The 17,053-nt window shown below is 60.9% G+C and carries 20 protein-coding genes; 8 read left to right on the top strand and 12 right to left on the bottom strand.

Annotation, left to right across the window (positions count from 1 at the left end):
• Positions 1–15: 15 nt before the first annotated feature.
• The 4 genes from hisF to hisB are packed head-to-tail and all read right to left on the bottom strand — an operon-like array spanning position 16 to position 2,841.
• Positions 16–786 carry an imidazole glycerol phosphate synthase subunit HisF gene (gene hisF, locus CKO35_RS06190; RefSeq protein WP_200173687.1) on the bottom strand — a complete coding sequence of 257 codons (771 nt, stop codon included), beginning with the start codon at positions 784–786 and terminating at the stop codon, positions 16–18.
• Between the two features lie 14 nt (positions 787–800).
• Entirely contained in the window at positions 801–1,538 is a 738-nt protein-coding gene (gene hisA, locus CKO35_RS06185; RefSeq protein WP_200173684.1) for a 1-(5-phosphoribosyl)-5-[(5-phosphoribosylamino)methylideneamino]imidazole-4-carboxamide isomerase, read from the bottom strand.
• A gap of 25 nt (positions 1,539–1,563) precedes the next feature.
• Positions 1,564–2,211, bottom strand: a complete 648-nt coding sequence (gene hisH / locus CKO35_RS06180; RefSeq protein ID WP_200173683.1) for an imidazole glycerol phosphate synthase subunit HisH — start codon at positions 2,209–2,211, stop codon at positions 1,564–1,566.
• Positions 2,212–2,247: 36 nt separating this feature from the next.
• The gene (gene hisB / locus CKO35_RS06175; RefSeq protein ID WP_200173681.1) at positions 2,248–2,841 is read right to left on the bottom strand and encodes an imidazoleglycerol-phosphate dehydratase HisB; all 594 of its coding nucleotides are present in this window, start codon (positions 2,839–2,841) and stop codon (positions 2,248–2,250) included.
• A 169-nt stretch (positions 2,842–3,010) separates the two neighbouring features.
• Between hisB and fnr the strand changes: the two genes are divergently transcribed.
• Entirely contained in the window at positions 3,011–3,787 is a 777-nt protein-coding gene (gene fnr / locus CKO35_RS06170) for a fumarate/nitrate reduction transcriptional regulator Fnr (RefSeq protein WP_200173679.1), read from the top strand.
• 7 nt (positions 3,788–3,794) lie between these two features.
• Here the strand turns inward: fnr and dtd are convergent, their stop codons facing one another.
• Together dtd and pip are read right to left on the bottom strand one after the other, a co-directional pair.
• The gene (gene dtd / locus CKO35_RS06165) at positions 3,795–4,235 is read right to left on the bottom strand and encodes a D-aminoacyl-tRNA deacylase (RefSeq protein WP_200173677.1); all 441 of its coding nucleotides are present in this window, start codon (positions 4,233–4,235) and stop codon (positions 3,795–3,797) included.
• Positions 4,232–5,188 (bottom strand): prolyl aminopeptidase, encoded by a 957-nt coding sequence (gene pip, locus CKO35_RS06160; protein ID WP_200173675.1) that lies wholly within the window; start codon positions 5,186–5,188, stop codon positions 4,232–4,234. Before pip ends, dtd begins: the two co-directional genes overlap by 4 nt.
• Before the next feature lie 356 nt (positions 5,189–5,544).
• Between pip and CKO35_RS06155 the strand changes: the two genes are divergently transcribed.
• Both CKO35_RS06155 and CKO35_RS06150 read left to right on the top strand, forming a co-directional pair.
• Positions 5,545–6,339, top strand: coding sequence for a PP-loop family protein (locus CKO35_RS06155; protein WP_200173673.1), 795 nt, complete (start codon positions 5,545–5,547; stop codon positions 6,337–6,339).
• A complete protein-coding gene (locus tag CKO35_RS06150) occupies positions 6,327–7,202 on the top strand; it encodes a lysophospholipid acyltransferase family protein (RefSeq protein ID WP_200173671.1) in 876 nt (291 codons plus the stop codon). Before CKO35_RS06155 ends, CKO35_RS06150 begins: the two co-directional genes overlap by 13 nt.
• 35 nt (positions 7,203–7,237) lie before the next feature.
• On the opposite strand, the gene CKO35_RS06145 is transcribed toward CKO35_RS06150, so the two are convergent.
• Entirely contained in the window at positions 7,238–7,510 is a 273-nt protein-coding gene (locus CKO35_RS06145) for a PilZ domain-containing protein (protein ID WP_200173669.1), read from the bottom strand.
• 347 nt (positions 7,511–7,857) lie between these two features.
• On the opposite strand from CKO35_RS06145, the gene CKO35_RS06140 reads away from it, so the two are divergent.
• Both CKO35_RS06140 and CKO35_RS06135 read left to right on the top strand, forming a co-directional pair.
• Positions 7,858–8,097, top strand: a complete 240-nt coding sequence (locus tag CKO35_RS06140; protein ID WP_242467053.1) for a c-type cytochrome — start codon at positions 7,858–7,860, stop codon at positions 8,095–8,097.
• 16 nt (positions 8,098–8,113) lie between these two features.
• Positions 8,114–9,406, top strand: coding sequence for an NAD(P)/FAD-dependent oxidoreductase (locus CKO35_RS06135; RefSeq protein WP_200173667.1), 1,293 nt, complete (start codon positions 8,114–8,116; stop codon positions 9,404–9,406).
• 45 nt (positions 9,407–9,451) lie between these two features.
• Here the strand turns inward: CKO35_RS06135 and CKO35_RS06130 are convergent, their stop codons facing one another.
• The 4 genes from CKO35_RS06130 to CKO35_RS06115 all read right to left on the bottom strand — a co-directional run bounded on the left by CKO35_RS06130 (position 9,452) and on the right by CKO35_RS06115 (position 14,193).
• Positions 9,452–9,658: a YdcH family protein gene (locus CKO35_RS06130; RefSeq protein ID WP_200173665.1), complete on the bottom strand. Its 207-nt coding sequence runs from the start codon at positions 9,656–9,658 to the stop codon at positions 9,452–9,454.
• A 61-nt stretch (positions 9,659–9,719) separates the two neighbouring features.
• Positions 9,720–12,605 (bottom strand): bifunctional diguanylate cyclase/phosphodiesterase, encoded by a 2,886-nt coding sequence (locus CKO35_RS06125; RefSeq protein WP_200173663.1) that lies wholly within the window; start codon positions 12,603–12,605, stop codon positions 9,720–9,722.
• Between the two features lie 2 nt (positions 12,606–12,607).
• On the bottom strand, positions 12,608–13,840 hold the full coding sequence (locus CKO35_RS06120) for a hypothetical protein (RefSeq protein ID WP_242467052.1): 1,233 nt from the start codon (positions 13,838–13,840) through the stop codon (positions 12,608–12,610).
• On the bottom strand, positions 13,837–14,193 hold the full coding sequence (locus tag CKO35_RS06115) for a hypothetical protein (protein WP_338031757.1): 357 nt from the start codon (positions 14,191–14,193) through the stop codon (positions 13,837–13,839). The genes CKO35_RS06120 and CKO35_RS06115 overlap by 4 nt, the downstream gene beginning before the upstream one ends.
• A 455-nt stretch (positions 14,194–14,648) precedes the next feature.
• On the opposite strand from CKO35_RS06115, the gene CKO35_RS18345 reads away from it, so the two are divergent.
• Together CKO35_RS18345 and CKO35_RS18340 are read left to right on the top strand one after the other, a co-directional pair.
• Positions 14,649–14,927, top strand: a complete 279-nt coding sequence (locus CKO35_RS18345) for a transcriptional repressor (protein WP_338031756.1) — start codon at positions 14,649–14,651, stop codon at positions 14,925–14,927.
• A gap of 90 nt (positions 14,928–15,017) precedes the next feature.
• The gene (locus tag CKO35_RS18340; RefSeq protein ID WP_338031755.1) at positions 15,018–15,158 is read left to right on the top strand and encodes a hypothetical protein; all 141 of its coding nucleotides are present in this window, start codon (positions 15,018–15,020) and stop codon (positions 15,156–15,158) included.
• Positions 15,159–15,205: 47 nt separating this feature from the next.
• Here CKO35_RS18340 and CKO35_RS06105 read toward each other — a convergent pair whose 3' ends face one another.
• Positions 15,206–15,946 (bottom strand): ferredoxin--NADP reductase, encoded by a 741-nt coding sequence (locus tag CKO35_RS06105; RefSeq protein ID WP_200173661.1) that lies wholly within the window; start codon positions 15,944–15,946, stop codon positions 15,206–15,208.
• 178 nt (positions 15,947–16,124) lie between these two features.
• On the opposite strand from CKO35_RS06105, the gene CKO35_RS06100 reads away from it, so the two are divergent.
• Positions 16,125–16,946 carry a TatD family hydrolase gene (locus CKO35_RS06100; protein ID WP_200173659.1) on the top strand — a complete coding sequence of 274 codons (822 nt, stop codon included), beginning with the start codon at positions 16,125–16,127 and terminating at the stop codon, positions 16,944–16,946.
• Positions 16,947–17,053: the final 107 nt, after the last annotated feature.

Below are 17,053 nucleotides of genomic sequence, written 5' to 3'. Positions count from 1 at the left end.
GGCACCCCCCACCCCTTACAGCCGAACCTCTACCCCCCGTTCGGCCATGTAATGCTTGGCTTCGCCCACGGTGTGCTCGCCGAAATGGAAGATACTGGCGGCCAGCACCGCGTCCGCATGTCCTTCGGTGACACCCTCCACCAGATGCTGCAGATGCCCCACGCCACCGGAGGCGATCACCGGCACCGTCACCGCGTCGGAGATGGCCCGGGTAAGCGGCAGATCAAAACCCTGGCGGGTGCCGTCCCGGTCCATGCTGGTGAGCAGGATTTCGCCGGCCCCGTTGTCCACCATGCGCCGGGCCCAGTCGACGGCATCCAGTCCGGTGGGCTTGCGACCGCCGTGGGTGAAGATCTCCCAGCGCAGGGGTTCGCCCGGCGCAGACACCTGCTTGGCGTCAATGGCCACGACGATGCACTGAGAACCCACCCGGTCCGCCGCCTCGCGCACGAAGTCCGGGTTGAAGACCGCGGCGGTGTTGATGGAAACCTTGTCCGCGCCCGCATTGAGCAGGCGGCGAATGTCCTCAACCCGGCGAATACCACCACCCACCGTCAGGGGGATGAAGACCTGCTCGGCCACCTGCTCCACCACATGCACAATGGTGTCCCGCTCGTCGGAGCTGGCAGTGATGTCCAGGAAAGTCAGTTCATCGGCCCCTTCGGCATCATAGCGGCGAGCGATCTCCACCGGATCTCCGGCATCCCGGATATCGACGAAGTTGACACCCTTGACCACCCGGCCACGGTCCACGTCCAGGCAGGGAATGATTCTCTTGGCAAGCATGGGCAACCCTGGCGTCAGGCGGCGTTCTGGTCCGCCAGGGCCTGGGCCTCGGCAAGACTGAGTGTGCCTTCATAAAGGGCACGACCGACGATGACGCCGGTGACGCCCTCATCCTCCACCGCGCACAGGCGGCGGATATCCTCGATGTTGGTGACGCCGCCGGAGGCAAACACGGGAATGTTTACCACCCGCGCCAGGCTCACGGTGGAATCCACATTCACACCCTGCATCATGCCGTCGCGGGAGATGTCCGTGAAAATGATGCCGGCCACGCCGTCCTGCTCGAAGTGCCTGGCCATGTCTTCCACATCGTGATGGGACAGCTTGGACCAGCCATCAATGGCCACCTTGCCGTTCTTGGCATCCAGCCCGACGATGATGCGCCCGGGAAACTCCAGACACAGGTCGTTGACGAAATGGGGGGCGCTGACGGCCTTGGTGCCGATGATCACCCATTGCACCCCCGCATCCAGGTAGGCCTGTACCGTGTCGTCATCCCGGATGCCGCCACCCACCTGCACCGGCAGGTCGGGAAAGCGCGCAACGATCTCACCGATGATGTCCGCATTGCGGGGACGGCCGGCGATGGCGCCGTCGAGATCCACCAGATGCAGGCGTCGGGCACCCTCGTCGACCCAACGTGCTGCCATCTCCACCGGGCTTTCGGAAAATACCGTTGAGTCATCCATGCGCCCCTGGCGCAGCCGCACACATTTGCCGTCCTTGAGGTCGATGGCCGGGATCACCAGCATGATCTATTCCCCTGATTGACTTGGTTCAGACACCACCATTCCAGCGCATGAAATTGCGCAGCAGGGTCAGACCCGTGGCGGCGCTCTTTTCAGGATGGCACTGAATGGCGAAGATATGGTCTTTGGCGATGACCGAGGTGAACGGCATCCCGTAATCCGTGGTGCCCGCCACCCCCTGAAGGGCGGTCGGCTCCACATAATAGCTGTGTACGAAATAGAAACGGCTGTCCTGTTCGATGCCGGCCCACAACGGGTGGGCATGCACCTGCCGGACCTGGTTCCAGCCCATGTGGGGGATTTTCAGGCACTCCCCTCGGGGCCCCTTCAGTTCGTTGCCAAACCAGCGCACCCGCCCGGGAATGATTCCAAGGCATTCCGTGCCTCCGTTTTCCTCGCTGTGATCCATGAGCACCTGCATGCCCATGCAGATCCCCAGAAAGGGGCGGGTCAGCGCTGTTTCACGCAATACGCCGGACAATGCCCTGGCCTGCAGGGCCTGCATGCAGTCACGGGCCGCCCCCTGACCAGGGAACACCACGCGATCCGCCTCCAGAATGTCTTCCGCGCGGTCCGTCAGCAGCACCCGGGTGTCGTTGGGCGCCACATGCTCCAGGGCCTTGACCACGGAACGCAGATTGCCCATGCCGTAATCAACCACTGCGACAGTATTCATGAGAAGTCTTTCAATATGGAAAGGAAACGGGGTCGATCAGAGCGTACCCTTGGTGGACGGCATCACTCCCTGCATGCGCGGATCCGGTTCCAGCGCCATGCGCAGGGCGCGACCGAAAGCCTTGAACAGGGTCTCGGCAATATGGTGTGCGTTCTTGCCCCGCAGGCTATCCAGGTGCAGGGTGACACGGGCATGGTTGACGAAACCCTGGAAAAACTCCTCGAACAGCTCCACCTCGAACTGCCCGATACGGTCCTTGGGGTAGGTCACATGATAGTGCAGGCCCGGCCGACCGGAAAAGTCGATGACGACCCGGGACAGCGCCTCATCCAGGGGCACATAGGCATGTCCGTAACGACGAATGCCCTGCTTGTCGCCCACGGCCCGTGCCATGGCCTGCCCCAGGGTGATCCCGATATCCTCCACCGTGTGGTGGTCATCAATATGGCGATCACCGTCAGCCGTGACGGACAGATCGATACAACCATGGCGCGCAACCTGATCCAGCATGTGGTCCAGAAAGGGCACGCCCGTGGCAAATTCACCGCGTCCCTGACCATCCAGGTTGAGTGCCACCTGTATCCTGGTTTCCAGGGTATTGCGTTCGATCTCGGCTGTGCGGGGGGTCATGGAGTTACTTAACGGATGGATCAAGCGCTCATCCTACCACAGGCTTTCGCCCACGGTGACATCTCCCCGCTTGTCTCGGGGCTCGGGTTTGGGTAAGGTGCCGAATCAGTGCGTACCGAACCTCGGCAATAGCTGGCGGCCGTAAGGCTGCAGGAGTGGTTGAACCCGCATGTCCGCCCCAAAGATCCTTGATCTAGGCAGTCTCAAGCAAGCTTGCAAAAGCTGTAGTCTCCACGATCTGTGCCTTCCCCTCGGGGTCGGTGATGAAGAGCTGCAGTTGCTCGAACGGATCATCAACCGAAAACGCCCGCTACAACGCAAGGACCACCTTTACCGACCAGGGGACCGCCTGACCTCCATTTACGCGGTACGCTCCGGTACCGTGAAAACCTACACGCTCACCGACGATGGCCAGGAACAGATCACCGGCTTTCATCTCCCCGGCGAGCTGCTGGGTCTGGACGCCATCAGCGACGGCATCCACCCCTGTGCCGCCCGGGCCCTGGAAACCACCAGCATCTGCGAGATCCCGTTTGACCGCCTCGAAGAGCTTTCGGTTCGCATCCCGGGGCTGCAACATCAGCTTTTCCGCATCATGAGCCGGGAAATCCAGACCGATGAACACTTCATGATGCTGCTGGGCAAGAAAGCCTCCGATGCCCGGCTGGCTGCTTTTCTCCTGAGCCTCTCCAACCGCCTTGGAATACGTGGGTTCTCGCGCACGGAATTCAACCTCACCATGTCGAGAAATGACATCGCCAACTATCTGGGGCTGGCGGTGGAGACGGTGAGCCGGCTGTTCACGCGATTCCAGGCGGCCGGACTGATCCTGGTTAGACGCAAACTGATCACCATCTACGACCTGGATGGACTATATACCGTGGCGGGAACCCAGCCGGTGGACGACCTGCGCAATCACCACAACGGCAAGTCGCCCTCCGGATGAGGTGAACTCAGCGGGCCTCGACCCAGAAGGTCACGGGCCCCTCATTGGTCAGGGACACGGCCATGTCGGCCCCGAACCGGCCAGCGGCCACACGGGGCCAGGCTTGGCGCGCCCGGTCAACCAGGCAATGAAACAAAACCTCCCCGGCCTCCGGATCCGCCGCCGGGGTGAAACTGGCCCTCATCCCCTTGCGGGTATCCGCCGCCAGGGTGAACTGGGGGACCAGCAACAGGCCACCCCCGGTCTCACGCAGACTCAGGTTCATGCGCCCCTGTCCGTCTTCGAACAGGCGATAACCCAGTAGCCGCTCCAGCAGCCGCTCCACCTGGGCAGGCCCATCCGCCCGTACCACCCCCACCAGGGCCAGAATACCGGGACCAATCTCGCCAATGGTCTCGCCGTTCACCGCCACCCGGGCCTGGCTGACCCGCTGCAGCAAGGCAATCATGTCAGGCGATCCGCCAGTGCCTGGGTGGCCGCCACCAGCGCCCGGGCAATCCCCGGTTCGCCGGCGGAATGCCCCGCGTCCGGCACGATGCAAAGCTCTGCCCGAGGCCAGGCCTGATGCAGCGCCCAAGCCTGGTCCACGGGACACACCACGTCGTAACGCCCATGGATGATGTAGCCCGGAATCTCCGCCAGAAGATGGGCATCCCGCAACAACTGATCCGGCTCAAGAAACGCCTGGTGACGGAAATAGTGGCACTCGATCCGGGCCAGACTCAGGGCCGTGAAGGGGTTCTGAAAATGCCCCACCACCGCCGGATTGGTAAGCAGTGTCGCGGTGCGCCCTTCCCACTCCGACCAGGCCTTGGCAGCCGCCATGCGAGCCACCTCATCCGTTCCGGTCAGGCGACGATAATAGGCTGCCACCATGTCGCCTCGATCCGCCTCCGGTATCGGCGCCAGATAATCTTCCCAGTAATCGGGAAAAAGGCGCCCGGCTCCATCCTGATAGAACCAGTGGATATCCTGGTCACGGCAGAGGAAGATCCCTCGCAGCACCAGCCCCAGCACCCGATCCGGATGGGCCTGGGCGTAAGCCAGTGCAAGGGTGGAACCCCATGATCCGCCGAACACGACCCAGCGATCTATCCCCAGATGCTCGCGAATACGCTCCATGTCCGACACCAGATCCCAGGTCGTGTTCCGCTCCAGACTGGCGTGAGGGACGGACCGCCCGCAACCCCGCTGGTCAAAAAGAACGATCCGGTAGCGATTGGGGTCGAAAAACCGTCGATGCCAGGATTCACACCCTGAGCCGGGCCCACCATGAAGAAATACCACGGGTATCCCCTCGCTGATGCCGCATTCCTCCAGATACAGACGATGGGGAGGGTCCACATCCAGATGCTGGGAACGAAAGGGGCGGATATCAGGGAACAGGGATTCTGCAGGCATCGGTGAAAACCTTTCTCGGGAAGCAGGTGAACAGGGCTCAAGGCGTGCGTGTAGGAAAATCCTTACAGGGTTTCACCCCAAAACCGCGTTTTTCAGTGGGCATGGGTGGTGTTCCCCACCCCTCTCTCTATGAAATCATATACCCATGGTGCACGAAGCGCCTCCCAGGGATCCTGGAATGATGGGGAAAGGGATGCCTCCGGACCAGGCGTGGAACGAATCCACCAGGAAGGCGATGGAATGCCGGTTTCAATCACCCGGCCCAGGATGGTCTCGCTCCCGCCAAGGAAGGCGGGAGTTTTTTTCCAAAAGAATGGCTTGCCATTCATTCCGCCCAGTGAGTATCTTCGGCGGCCATGTCCAGCCTGATTCCCCCCCGCTCCCTGATCCGGGATACCGGTCGTGCCATCGGCGATTTTCGCATGATTCACGATGGTGATCGCATCCTCCTTGGCCTGTCCGGTGGCAAGGACTCTCTCACCCTGCTGCACCTGCTGCTGTATTTTCAGCAACGGGCGCCGGTTCGTTTCGAGATCGGCGCAGTCACCATCGACCCCCAGACCGGCCTGACCGACAAGCGCGCCCTGATCCCCTATCTCCAGTCACTGGGCGTACCCTATGCCTATGTGAGCGAGCCCATCCTGGCGCGGGCCGAACAACACCTGGACAACCGGTCCTATTGCTCTTTCTGTTCACGGATGCGCCGGGGGCTCATTTACCGCACGGCACGGGAGCAGAACTACAACGTCATCGCCCTGGGTCAACACCTGGATGACCTGGCGGAGAGCTTTCTCATGAGCGCCTTCCACGGCGGTCGACTCAAGACCATGAAGGCCCATTACCTCATCGAAGCCGGCGACCTCCGCGTTATCCGCCCGCTGGTCTACGCCCGTGAACGGCGCATCAGTGACTTTGCCCGCAAGGCCGGATTACCGGTCATGGAGGAAAACTGCCCCACGCGCTATGGAAAACCCACCCAGCGCCCTCACATGAAGGCCCTGCTGGCACGGGAAGAACAGGAAAATCCCGGCCTCTTCAAGAGCCTGATCCGTACCCTGACACCGCTCATGTCGGTAGGCCTGGATGATGTCCCGGAACCACCCGGCGATCCGCGCCCCTCGCCCCGGACGGAGTCGCCATGGAACCCCTGATCCGTTTCGTGTTCACCATACTGTCCCGCCTGCCCCTGCCGGTCAACCACGGGCTGGGGGCGCTGCTTGGCTGGCTGACCTGGATCCTGCCCACGGAGCAGAGACGGATCTCCCTGATCAATCTGGCCACATGCTTTCCGGAAAAAAATACCGACTGGCACCGGCGGGTTGCCCGGCAAAGCCTGATGGAAACAGGCAAGGCCCTGACCGAAGCCCCCTGGCTCTGGCGGGCCGGCAGGACGCGGCTACAGAATCTGCTGGTCAGCATGGAAGGAGAGGAGCATGTGCGCTCTGCTCTGGAACAGGGACGCGGCGCCTTTCTGGTCTCGCCACATCTGGGAAGCTGGGAATTCGCCGGCCTTCACGCCGCCGGCTTCGGCAGGATGACCACCCTTTACCGCCCCCCCCGCCTCAAGGCTCTGGATCGCCCCCTGAGGGAAGCCAGGGAGGCCACCGGGGCTCGCCTGGTGCCCACCACCCTGGCCGGAATCAGGGAAATTCAGCGGACGGCATCCCAGGGAGGTCTGATCGGCATGCTGCCGGACCAGACCCCAAAGGGGGCCCGCGGGGTCTTCGCACCTTTCTTCGGACGCCCGGCCCTCACCATGACCCTGCTCAATCGCCTGGCCACGCCCGACCGGGCACCGATCGTCTTTGCCTTTGCCGAAAGACTCCCCCGGGGACAGGGGTACCGCTACCGGTGCATCCCCGTCCCCGAGGCGGTCTATTCCAGGGAGCAGGAGTCAGCCGCGGTCGCCATCAACAAAGCCGTGGAAACGATGGTCAGGCTTTGCCCCGAACAGTATGTATGGAGCTACAAGCGCTTTGCCGCCAGACCGCCCGGTGAGCCCCGAATCTACTGAGCCCGGATCCGACCGGAAGCCGCACCACCCCGTGCTCAGGGAAGAAACTCTACCGCCACACCTTCGGGCAGGCGTCGAACCACCTTGGCATTGACCAGGGGCGGAGGCTCGCCGTCACCAAGCTGACCGCAAACCCTGACCTGCACCTCGGCACCTTCATCGGGCACATACCCATCAGGAATCAACAGCATGACACCACCGCCACTCAGATCGATGGTCTGTACCTGCCGTGGCGCCTCCCCGTCACAGTAAAGCTCCACCATGATTTCCATGGGCACCCTGGGGTGCCTGCGCTGATCGTTACTCATGAAAGGCCGCCCCTTGCGCCTTGGGTCTTCTGAAGGCTCATGCCCTCAGGTTCTTATATCCGGATTATTGTGTATTAGCGACCTTCACCGACGCAAATATATAGTCCCGGGGAAACTGGCCCCTGCGGAAAGGATAACCTGCGGACCAATTGATACAAATCAACCTTTCAACCCCGAAATGAATTAAGCATATAATCCTGAATTATGGGGCTGAACGACAATGGCGCAGTGGATGCCCCAAACAACAAATAAGGAGGACACTGAGTTCCATGAAGCTCACCCTGACATGCAAAACAAGTCGAGTCCTTGTACTCGCTCTGGCCGCGATGGGATTTAGCCAAACAGCCATGGCCGAAATCTCCCGCGGCGCCCTCATGGCCACCACATGCTACGCCTGCCACGGCACCGACGGACACAGCGCCGGCAGCATTCCCAGCATCTATGGGTATCCTCCAGAGATCATGATTGCGCAGATGAAGGCCTTCCGCGACGGCACCCGGCCTGCCACCGTCATGGACCGCCATGCCACCGGGTACACGGATGAGGAAATCAAACTCATCGCCGAATACCTCAGCACCCTGCGCTAGGAGAGGCACAGCGACCATGAGACAGATGTCACGCAGAAACTTCCTCCGTGCCCTGAGCGCCGGCGGTGCCGCCACCGCCCTGGCCGCCTGCGGCACCCTCCCGGACAGCCGCAAGGCCAAGGCCCAGGTAGTGGTGATCGGTGGTGGCTCGGGGGGCGCCACGGCCGCCAAGTACCTGAAGCGATTCGAGCCCAGCCTCAGGGTTGTGCTGATCGAACCCAATGCCCGCTATTTCACCTGCTACGGCTCCAACTGGTATCTGGGCGGGCTGACCGGCATGGAAGACCTGGAGCAGACCTACGGGGCTCTGCGCGACCGGCACGGTGTCGAGATCATCCATGACACCGTCACCGCCATCGACCGTGATACCCGCACTGTTCACCTGGCCGGTGGAGAACAACTGAACTACCAGAAACTGGTGGTCTCACCGGGCATCGACTTCCGCTACGATACCGTGGAAGGGTACAGCCGGGCCGTGGCGGAAGAGATCCCCCATGCCTGGAAGGCCGGCCCCCAGACCGTAACCCTGCGCCGTCAACTGGAAGCCATGCCGGATGGAGGCGTGTTCGCCATGGTGGTGCCGGGCAACCCGTTCCGCTGCCCGCCCGGGCCCTATGAGCGGGCCGGCATGGTGGCCCACTATTTCAAGCATCACAAACCACGATCCAAGATCATCATCCTGGACAATAAGGAGGCCTTTTCCAAACAGGGCCTGTTCATGGACGGCTGGAAGCAGCTTTACGGCGACATGATCGAGTGGGTGCCCAGCTCCCAGGGCGGGCAGGTGGAGCGGATGGATCCGGCCACCCGGACCGTCTATTCGGACGGCGGTCTTACCCGCTTTCGGGCGGACGTGCTGAACTTCATCCCGCCCCAGATGGCAGGCAGCATCGCCAGGGAGGCGGGCCTGGCCGACGCAACCGGCTGGTGCCCGGTCAACCAGCTCAATTTCCAGTCGGCGATGGATCCGGATATTTTCGTGATCGGGGATGCCTGTATCGCCGGGCAGATGCCCAAATCCGGTCATTCCGCCAACACCCAGGGCAAGACCGCCGCCGCCGCCATCGTGCGCGCCATGGCTGACCAGGACATGCTGGCCCTGTCAACGGTGAATACCTGCTACAGCCTGGTAGGGCCGGACTACGGCATCAGTATTGCCGCCGTCTATCGCTACACGAACGGGGAAATCACCGGCGTGCCCGGCTCAGGCGGCGTCAGTCCCGCCGATGCCGGCCCGAATTTCCGCCGCCAGGAGGCCCGCTATACGCAGGGCTGGTACGACAGCATCACCGCGGACATATGGGGATAACATTCATCCCATCTTGAGCCCGGCGGGTTACCCCGTCGGGCCCTGTCAGGCATTGAGATCGGGTATCAAGCGGCTCTCCAGCCGCGAGATGGCGTCCTTGAGAAGTAACTTGCGTTTTTTCAAACGGGTAAGTCGAACCTGATCCACAAAAGGCCCTTCGGCCAATCGATGAATCGCCTCATCCAGGGCACGATGCTCTTCAATGAGTTCAGCAAGACGGGTGCGAAGCGGATCCCTGTTTGTTGTGCTCAAACCGTTTCTCCGGCGACTGGGTTCCCCGCATCATCCCAAAACACGCACCGGCACGACAACTTCAGCCATTCAACCGGCTCAGGGTCTCCGCGAAACAACCTTCGGCGTGTCCTATCCATGATTCGGCCCTATCCGCCTCCACCGCCGGAGAGAACAGGTAGCCCTGCCCATTAGCGCAACCAAGATCCAGCAGACAGGCCACCTGCTCCGGTGTTTCCACACCCTCGGCCACCAGGGATTTGTTCAATTCCCGAGCAATCGCCGTCACCGCCCGAACAATGCCCACATGCCTTGAATCCGTGGTCAAGCGATGGACAAAGGACCGATCGATCTTCACGACATCAAAGGGCAGATCCTTCAACTGGCTCAAGGAAGAGTATCCGGTACCAAAATCATCCATGCACAGATCGATGCCGGCATCCTTGAGGGACGCCATCACCGAAAGGGCCTGCGCAACATTTTCCAGCACCGCACTTTCGGTGATCTCCACTTTCAGGTATCGACCGGTCAGACCATGGCGCTTCAACGCCTGCTCCATGACGGGCAGTAGTTCAGGATCACGAAACTGCTTTCCTGAAACATTGATGTTGATCGGGAGACAGACATCAGGGCACAGGCGCTTCCAGCGCGCAGCCTGTTCGATCGCCTGTTCCGCCACCCATCTCCCAATGGGAATGATCAGTCCGGTCTGCTCCGCCAAGGGAATGAAATCCGCGGGAGAGATCGGCCTGTCGCCCAGGGGTTGCCATCGCAACAATGCCTCAAACCCCAGCAAGTTGCCGTCACGCAGGGAGACCACGGGCTGATAGTGCAACACGAACTCCTGGCGTTCGAGGGCGCGGCGCAAAGCCGTTTCCAGGGTCAGACGCTTGAATGCACTGACCCTCATGCCGCCATGAAAGAACATGCTGCTCCCAGGGTTGTGCAACTTGGCCTGGTACATGGCGGTATCCGCATTACGCAGCACATCCTCCGCACAGCGATCCTCGGGACGACCCAGGGCGATACCCACGCTGAAACTGACAAATATTTCCTGATCACCCACGCTCACGGGTGTTTCCATGGCGGAGCGCAGCCGTGTCACCACCTGCTGAACCTCCTCCTCCGAAGAAACATCCTCCAGCAGCAACACGAATTCATCTCCGCCAAAACGGGCCACGGAGTCTCCCGGACGGAGGCGCTCCCTGAGCCGCAAGCCCATTTGATGCAGCATCTGATCTCCGATCAGGTGCCCCAGGCTGTCGTTGACGGTCTTGAAATTGTCCAGATCCAGAAACAGCACGGCGAAACCACTGCCGGAACGCTGGAAACGGGTGATGGCCTGCTCCAGGCGATCCACCAGTAGTGTCCGGTTGGGTAACTGGGTCAGGTGATCATGAAGGGCATCATGGCGCAATTGCTCCTCGATCCGCCGCCGCTCGGTCACATCGCTCATGGAACCGGCGATGCGATGGGCCTTGCCCTGGGCGTTACGGACAGCAAGCCCCCTGAAGTGCATCCAGCGGTAGCCGTCCGCCCCATGACGCATTCGCTGCTCCGTTTCCAGCCACGGGCTATGCCCTTCGATATGCGCCTGCAGTTCCCTCTGCAGTCTGGGAAAATCGTCAGGATGCAGCCGGTCAAACCACTCATGGGGACTGGAAGTGATCTCACTCGACTCGCAACCCACCATGGCCTTCCAGCGGGGGGAATAAAAAATTTCATTGGTTTCCAGGTTCCAGTCCCACAGTCCATCATTGGTTCCGGCGGCCGCCAAGGCATAGCGCTCCCGCTCAATGGACAGTTCCAGCACCTTCAGATCCAGAGATTCACGCTGACGACGCACATCGGCCTCAAGCCGTTCCAGCCGGTCCGCAAGCCGGAGTGTCGTGCGTTCCAGCAAGCTCAACTCATCAGGAAACAACTGGCGCACGGGCTCGTCCAGCTCGTTTCGCACCACGGAAAAACGGCGCTCGGCCAGCAATGGCAACAACCGAGCCACCCGGCGCAGGCGAAAAAGCGGCACACGGGTCATCGCAACGACCACCATGGCGAACAGCAGCATGCCGGCCACACCCATGAGCACATTCTGACGCTGGGCAATGGCAATCTGTCGACGTACCGTGGTCACATCAGTGATGACCACGGAAAGGATCTGATGATCCGAGGCATCATCCAGCAGCAGGAAAGGCATTAATTCAAGCTGCAAGCCACCGTCAAGATGCACTACCCGGGCCTGGTTCGGTGCCATGTTTTCCAGTTCCTGGGAGTCCAGCAGGGAAGTCAGTCGATCACGGCGCGTAATTCCGATCAGTTTTCTCTCATCGGCCCCGGGAACCAGACTGAACATGGCCACATCCAGCGCAGAAAGCTCATGAAAGGACACGACCAGATGGGAAACCGGGCGCGCAAGCACCACCACGCCCACCGTCTGACCATTGGCCAGGACCGGGGCCACGGCATAGCTCAGGCAGGGCGACCGGCAATCGGTGAAGGTACTGGGTGTTTCCCTGAGCAGGGCATGATCCACCGCAGACCACAGGCGCTCCGGCGGCTCATAACCCGCTTCCAGAATCTGTATTTCCAGCAGGAAGCGCCCATGGAGATCGAGAAATCCCGCCAGCACAAGATCCGTATCCACCTGCAGGCTTGCCCACTGGGGAGCAAACAACCGTCCCAGTTCCCCGGCATCTCCCCGCTTCAAGGCCTGACGAAGCCCTGACAGGGAGGGGACCAGATGCGCGGTATTGAGCAGATCAGCATGGGACTGTCGCAGCAGCCCCTGAAGCTGCTTCTGGGAACGTGCCTGCTCCACTGCCCGCAATTCATCATACTGCCCTTGCAGATTGCCATGATTCATCACGGCAAATGCGGTAAAAAGCCCCCCAAGAAGCACCCCGAACACCAGGAGCAGCTTCCACTTCAGACTGAAGACCTGGCTGTCCTTTCTGTTGGTCAGGGGATGCATGCTCAAAAGGTGAAGGAGGCCTGCAGACCAAAGAGATCCCAGCGGGCCCTGCCGCCAGCCTGATCAAATGCGGGATTATCGGCCAGGGGGGTCAGGGCGGTCCCGTGGATGTGGTGCCACTCGGCGCGCAGCAACCATTGAGGCGTCATACGCCAGCCCATACCCAGGGTCCACTGATGCTGAAAGAATCGATGAGGTGCCTGTGGTGCCAGTGACTGGGACCCTCTTGAAGCCGCGGACTGTTGTTCGCCGCCGCGGTCATCACGGTCGTTCCAGTGGCTGTCATGACGCAGGAACGCCTCCCAACCCCGGGCAAACCGGTAGGTTGCCTGGACGTAGTAACCTTGCTCATATCGGGTGGCATCCGGCGCAAAGGGGATGAAGCCGCTACGGCCGACACGGCGATGGACCGCCTCCGCGACAAGACTGAAATCTTCACGGTTCCATTCCATGCTGAAAACCAGGGCATCCACCGGAGCCTGCCCTCGGACCAGAAAGTCCTGCCCGCCAGGCCGGTATTCGGTGCGAACCCGTGAATAGGTCGCGGCCAACCTCAATAGGCCACCATCATGTTCGTAGAGCAGACGGAGGTTCTGGCCCGATGTCAGCCGCAGATCACCGGGTGCGGATACCGTGCGCAGGAAAGCGGCCTGGGTCTCGCCCTGAAGCGTGGTGGGCAAAGCGAGCCCGAGATCCATCTGCAGACTCGACCGCTCTTGGAACCATTCCCAATATGCCGCCATACCATCGACGCCGATGTAAAAATCCCGGATGCCCAGACCTTCGACATAAACGGACTGGGGAAGCAGAATGCCGGGCCGGGTCGTGGCCACATCACGGGTTTCATTATGAAACCCGATGGGAATCTTGACTCGCCCCAAACGCACGCCGCCGTAGCCATCCGTGGAGGAATGGAGACGGTAATCCATGAAAGCATAGTCCATGCGAGGAGTGCCATCGTAAAGTTCTCCCGCCCTGCGACTGACCAGCTGGGCCGCCAGGGAGAGAGACGCCGTAGGGGCAAGAAATGCATTCACACCCAGTTCGGTCAGGTCGAAGCTGCCCTGGGTGCTGGAACCGTAATAGTTGTTATGGGTGGAGTGCAGATACCCCTGGCTGATGAAACCATGCAGATGCAGCGGGGCGTCCAGGGCATGAAGCTGGGGCGGCAACCAAAACAACGTGGCAAACAGGTACGCCGAAGCCCACGCTATCGCCTTCCGATGGCCGGTCATGGATTCCCCCCCTGAATGTTCAGAATGCGCATACCTTCCTGGGCCGCAGGCAGGCTCAGGTAGCCTATACCGCCCGCGGTAGTGGACACGCGCCGCAACATTTCGGTTTCGGAATTCACAACCACAGGACCGCTACTGGCCCCGGAAAAGACACTCCGGTCCCAGGCTGACTGAAGCTGATACGGGAAGACACCGAGCACATCCTTGCTGAAGCTCGCATGGACCGGATCCCGGGGATCCAGCACGAAGACCGTGAGTTTCTGTCCATCCAGGGCCTGCACCCGCAGGCTGAAAATTGCACGGATGGTTGCGATGGGTAGTGCGGTTTCAGCGATGGAATCATTGATCACCACCACTTGGGCACCAGCAGGAACGGATGAAAACAGAGCCGTCACAACCCACAGAGCAAGCGCCAGGGTTACCTGACGATAGCCGAAGATACCCGCTCCTCCAGGCCTCCGAAAGAAAGAGTCCCGCATTCTCCTGTCTACCCCTCGGCACGCAATTCCATCACTCCTTTTGCAAATACCAGGCTCCTGATCACGGCCACTCAAGGAAACACTGGATCAGTCCCTCGCCGTCACCCACGCGAAGATGGAAGTCCGGAACTCCAGGCCCATGATTGAATTCCCGCTGGCACGGGAATGCTCATTCAGAACATCCTTGAGACATATGTAGCACCAAAATAGCCCAGGCTCCCAATCGAGTCCATAGCGGACATCTCCGGCCTCAACGCCTGCATCGCGTATTCTATGATATGACTCCAGATACCGGGCCACCCTGCCGAGGCTCAAACAGGTAAAACTTGATGTGCAGACACACAGCAGACATCTCCAATCCCGCGCACAATCACACGGCCTGCATCACTTCCGCCCTCAGCTCTGCGGAACGCCTGTGCCAGAGCCGGGGGGTGAGATTGACCCCCCTGCGACGTCGGGTACTGGAAAAGATCTGGCAAAACCATGAGGCCATCAAGGCCTACGAATTGATTCATCAACTCAGCTCTGCCGACCATACCGTGAAGCCGCCCACGGTCTATCGCGCCCTGGACTTCCTGCTGGCTCAAGGCCTGATTCACCGTATCTAGAGCCTGAATGGCTATGTGGGCTGCACCAATCCCGACCATGAGCATGACTGCCTGATGCTGATTTGCCGGAAATGCGGCGTAGTGACAGAGATGGAAAACGAAACGATCCGTCGGGAAGTGGCCGCGCAGGCCAGCCGGCAGGGCTTCATGCTGGAGAGGCAGATCATGGAAGGACGAGGGCTATGCGCCCATTGCAGGGATGACGACGAGGCACGGGACACCGGCCAGTGAGAACAGACATCCGGAGCCGTTCATCCGGCCAGGTCACCCGCGGCCGGCTACCAGTAATTCTCCGTGGTGATGTGTCCGGGTTCCCGACGCCGGTTTCTGGTCATGCCCCGTGCCTTGAGTACCTCGCTGGTATCGCGGACCATGTCCGGATTGCCGCAGATCATCACCTGGGCCGTATCCGGGCCCAGCGGGAGACCCACATGGCGCTCCAGCAGACCTGTCTCTATGGCCGCAGGGATTCTCCCGGGCAAGGCCTCGGGCATCTCCTCGCGACTGACGAAGGGCACGAACCGGAACCGGGAACCATGGTCACGAAAGGTATCGATGGTGTCCTGGTAGGTCAGTTCCTCCCGGGTTCGCACGGCATGTACCAGTACGATGTGCTGGAAACGCTGCCAGGGTGCTTCCGTCTTGAGGATGGACAGATGGGGCCCCAGGGCGGTGCCGGTGGCGAACATCCACAGCACATCGGCATCGGGCACTTCATCCAGGGTGTAGAAACCATTGGCCTTGGCCATGACATCCACGGTATCGCCAGGCCCCAGGGTGACCAGATGATTGGTCAGGGGACCTTCGGGGACGGTGATGAAATAAAAATCCAGCGGGCGCTCATCCGGTGCGTTCACATAGGAATAGGGACGCGCCACCCTCTCACCATCCACCATCACGGAGAGCCGGTTAAACTGCCCTGCCTTGAAGGGATCCACCGGTGCCTCTACTCTCAGGGAATAGAGCCGCTGAGTCCAGCGCTTGAGTTCCACCACTTCGCCAGTGAGCCATCCAGCCATGTTGTCTTCCTTACTCCGCCGGAACAATGAGTGACGGGATGATCCGGTCGGAGGCGATACGCCCCAAGGCACGCTGACAGCAACCGAACAACCCAATGCACATAAGGTGACGCCGACGACAGGATTTTTCAACACCACGGGGAGTGCGACTTTGCCTATCCAACGGGAGTGTGATGCCTTGATCATCGACAGTCATTGCCATTTCGATGTCCCGGCCTTTGACAGGGATCGGGATACCTGCTGGCGCAATGCCTGGAATGCCGGGGTCCGTGCCCAGATATTGCCGGCCATCGACCGGGACGGATGGCCCCGAATCAAACAGGTGGCGGCCTCCCTGCCCGGCCTCTATCCCGCCTACGGCCTGCATCCTGTCTATCTGCACTCCCACCAACCGGCGGACATTGATGCGCTGGACCAGTGGCTGCAACGGGAACCGGCCGTGGCCGTGGGGGAATGCGGCCTGGACTTTTATGTCGAAGGGCTGGACGAGCAGACACAGCAGGTCTATTTCAGGGCACAACTGGACCTGGCCCTGACCCATGACCTCCCGGTCATCATCCATGCCCGGCGAGCCATGGACCAGGTCACCCAGGCATTGCGGCAACGACCGGGCCTCAGGGGCGTCGTGCACAGCTTTTCCGGCAGCCGACAGCAAGCGGAAAAACTGCTCGATCTGGGATTTTTCATCGGCATCGGCGGGCCGGTGACCTACCCACGGGCGCAACGTCTGCGAAAGTTGGCGAGCTGGTTGCCCGCGGAGGCCATGCTGGTGGAAAGTGATGCCCCCGATCAGCCCGGCCAGGCTCACCGGGGGGACCGCAATCAACCTGCCTGGCTACCGGAGGTGATCGAGACCCTGGCTGCCTTGCGGCGCGAATCTCCGGAAGAAATCGCGAGCATCACCCGTGAAAACGCCATCCGTCTGTTTCGCCTGGGCAGCCTGCACCATATCCCCGATGATCAGGACCAGGCGCGGGTCATTCACAGTCCGATTCCGTGAAGGCAGACACAGTAGATGGTGATGACTTCAAGATGACGGTTGTGCATTATAGTGACGACAGGTGAATCTGGAGCCAGTCGCCGGAAAGCGCGTTGAGGCGGGCAGTT

Origin of the sequence: Ectothiorhodospira shaposhnikovii, assembly GCF_016584105.1 — a bacterium.
GTDB lineage: Bacteria > Pseudomonadota > Gammaproteobacteria > Ectothiorhodospirales > Ectothiorhodospiraceae > Ectothiorhodospira > Ectothiorhodospira shaposhnikovii.
Note: the sequence above shows the minus strand (reverse complement) of the source record. Positions and strands in the feature narration are given on the sequence as shown.

Coding starts and splice junctions, on each gene's coding strand:
- hisF (WP_200173687.1), bottom strand. CDS start 786: ATGCTTGCCAAGAGAATCATTCCCTGCCTGGACGTGGACCGTGGCCGG.
- hisA (WP_200173684.1), bottom strand. CDS start 1,538: ATGCTGGTGATCCCGGCCATCGACCTCAAGGACGGCAAATGTGTGCGG.
- hisH (WP_200173683.1), bottom strand. CDS start 2,211: ATGAATACTGTCGCAGTGGTTGATTACGGCATGGGCAATCTGCGTTCC.
- hisB (WP_200173681.1), bottom strand. CDS start 2,841: ATGACCCCCCGCACAGCCGAGATCGAACGCAATACCCTGGAAACCAGG.
- fnr (WP_200173679.1), top strand. CDS start 3,011: ATGTCCGCCCCAAAGATCCTTGATCTAGGCAGTCTCAAGCAAGCTTGC.
- dtd (WP_200173677.1), bottom strand. CDS start 4,235: ATGATTGCCTTGCTGCAGCGGGTCAGCCAGGCCCGGGTGGCGGTGAAC.
- pip (WP_200173675.1), bottom strand. CDS start 5,188: ATGCCTGCAGAATCCCTGTTCCCTGATATCCGCCCCTTTCGTTCCCAG.
- CKO35_RS06155 (WP_200173673.1), top strand. CDS start 5,545: ATGTCCAGCCTGATTCCCCCCCGCTCCCTGATCCGGGATACCGGTCGT.
- CKO35_RS06150 (WP_200173671.1), top strand. CDS start 6,327: ATGGAACCCCTGATCCGTTTCGTGTTCACCATACTGTCCCGCCTGCCC.
- CKO35_RS06145 (WP_200173669.1), bottom strand. CDS start 7,510: ATGAGTAACGATCAGCGCAGGCACCCCAGGGTGCCCATGGAAATCATG.
- CKO35_RS06140 (WP_242467053.1), top strand. CDS start 7,858: ATGGCCGAAATCTCCCGCGGCGCCCTCATGGCCACCACATGCTACGCC.
- CKO35_RS06135 (WP_200173667.1), top strand. CDS start 8,114: ATGAGACAGATGTCACGCAGAAACTTCCTCCGTGCCCTGAGCGCCGGC.
- CKO35_RS06125 (WP_200173663.1), bottom strand. CDS start 12,605: ATGCATCCCCTGACCAACAGAAAGGACAGCCAGGTCTTCAGTCTGAAG.
- CKO35_RS06120 (WP_242467052.1), bottom strand. CDS start 13,840: ATGACCGGCCATCGGAAGGCGATAGCGTGGGCTTCGGCGTACCTGTTT.
- CKO35_RS18345 (WP_338031756.1), top strand. CDS start 14,649: ATGTGCAGACACACAGCAGACATCTCCAATCCCGCGCACAATCACACG.
- CKO35_RS18340 (WP_338031755.1), top strand. CDS start 15,018: ATGGAAAACGAAACGATCCGTCGGGAAGTGGCCGCGCAGGCCAGCCGG.
- CKO35_RS06105 (WP_200173661.1), bottom strand. CDS start 15,946: ATGGCTGGATGGCTCACTGGCGAAGTGGTGGAACTCAAGCGCTGGACT.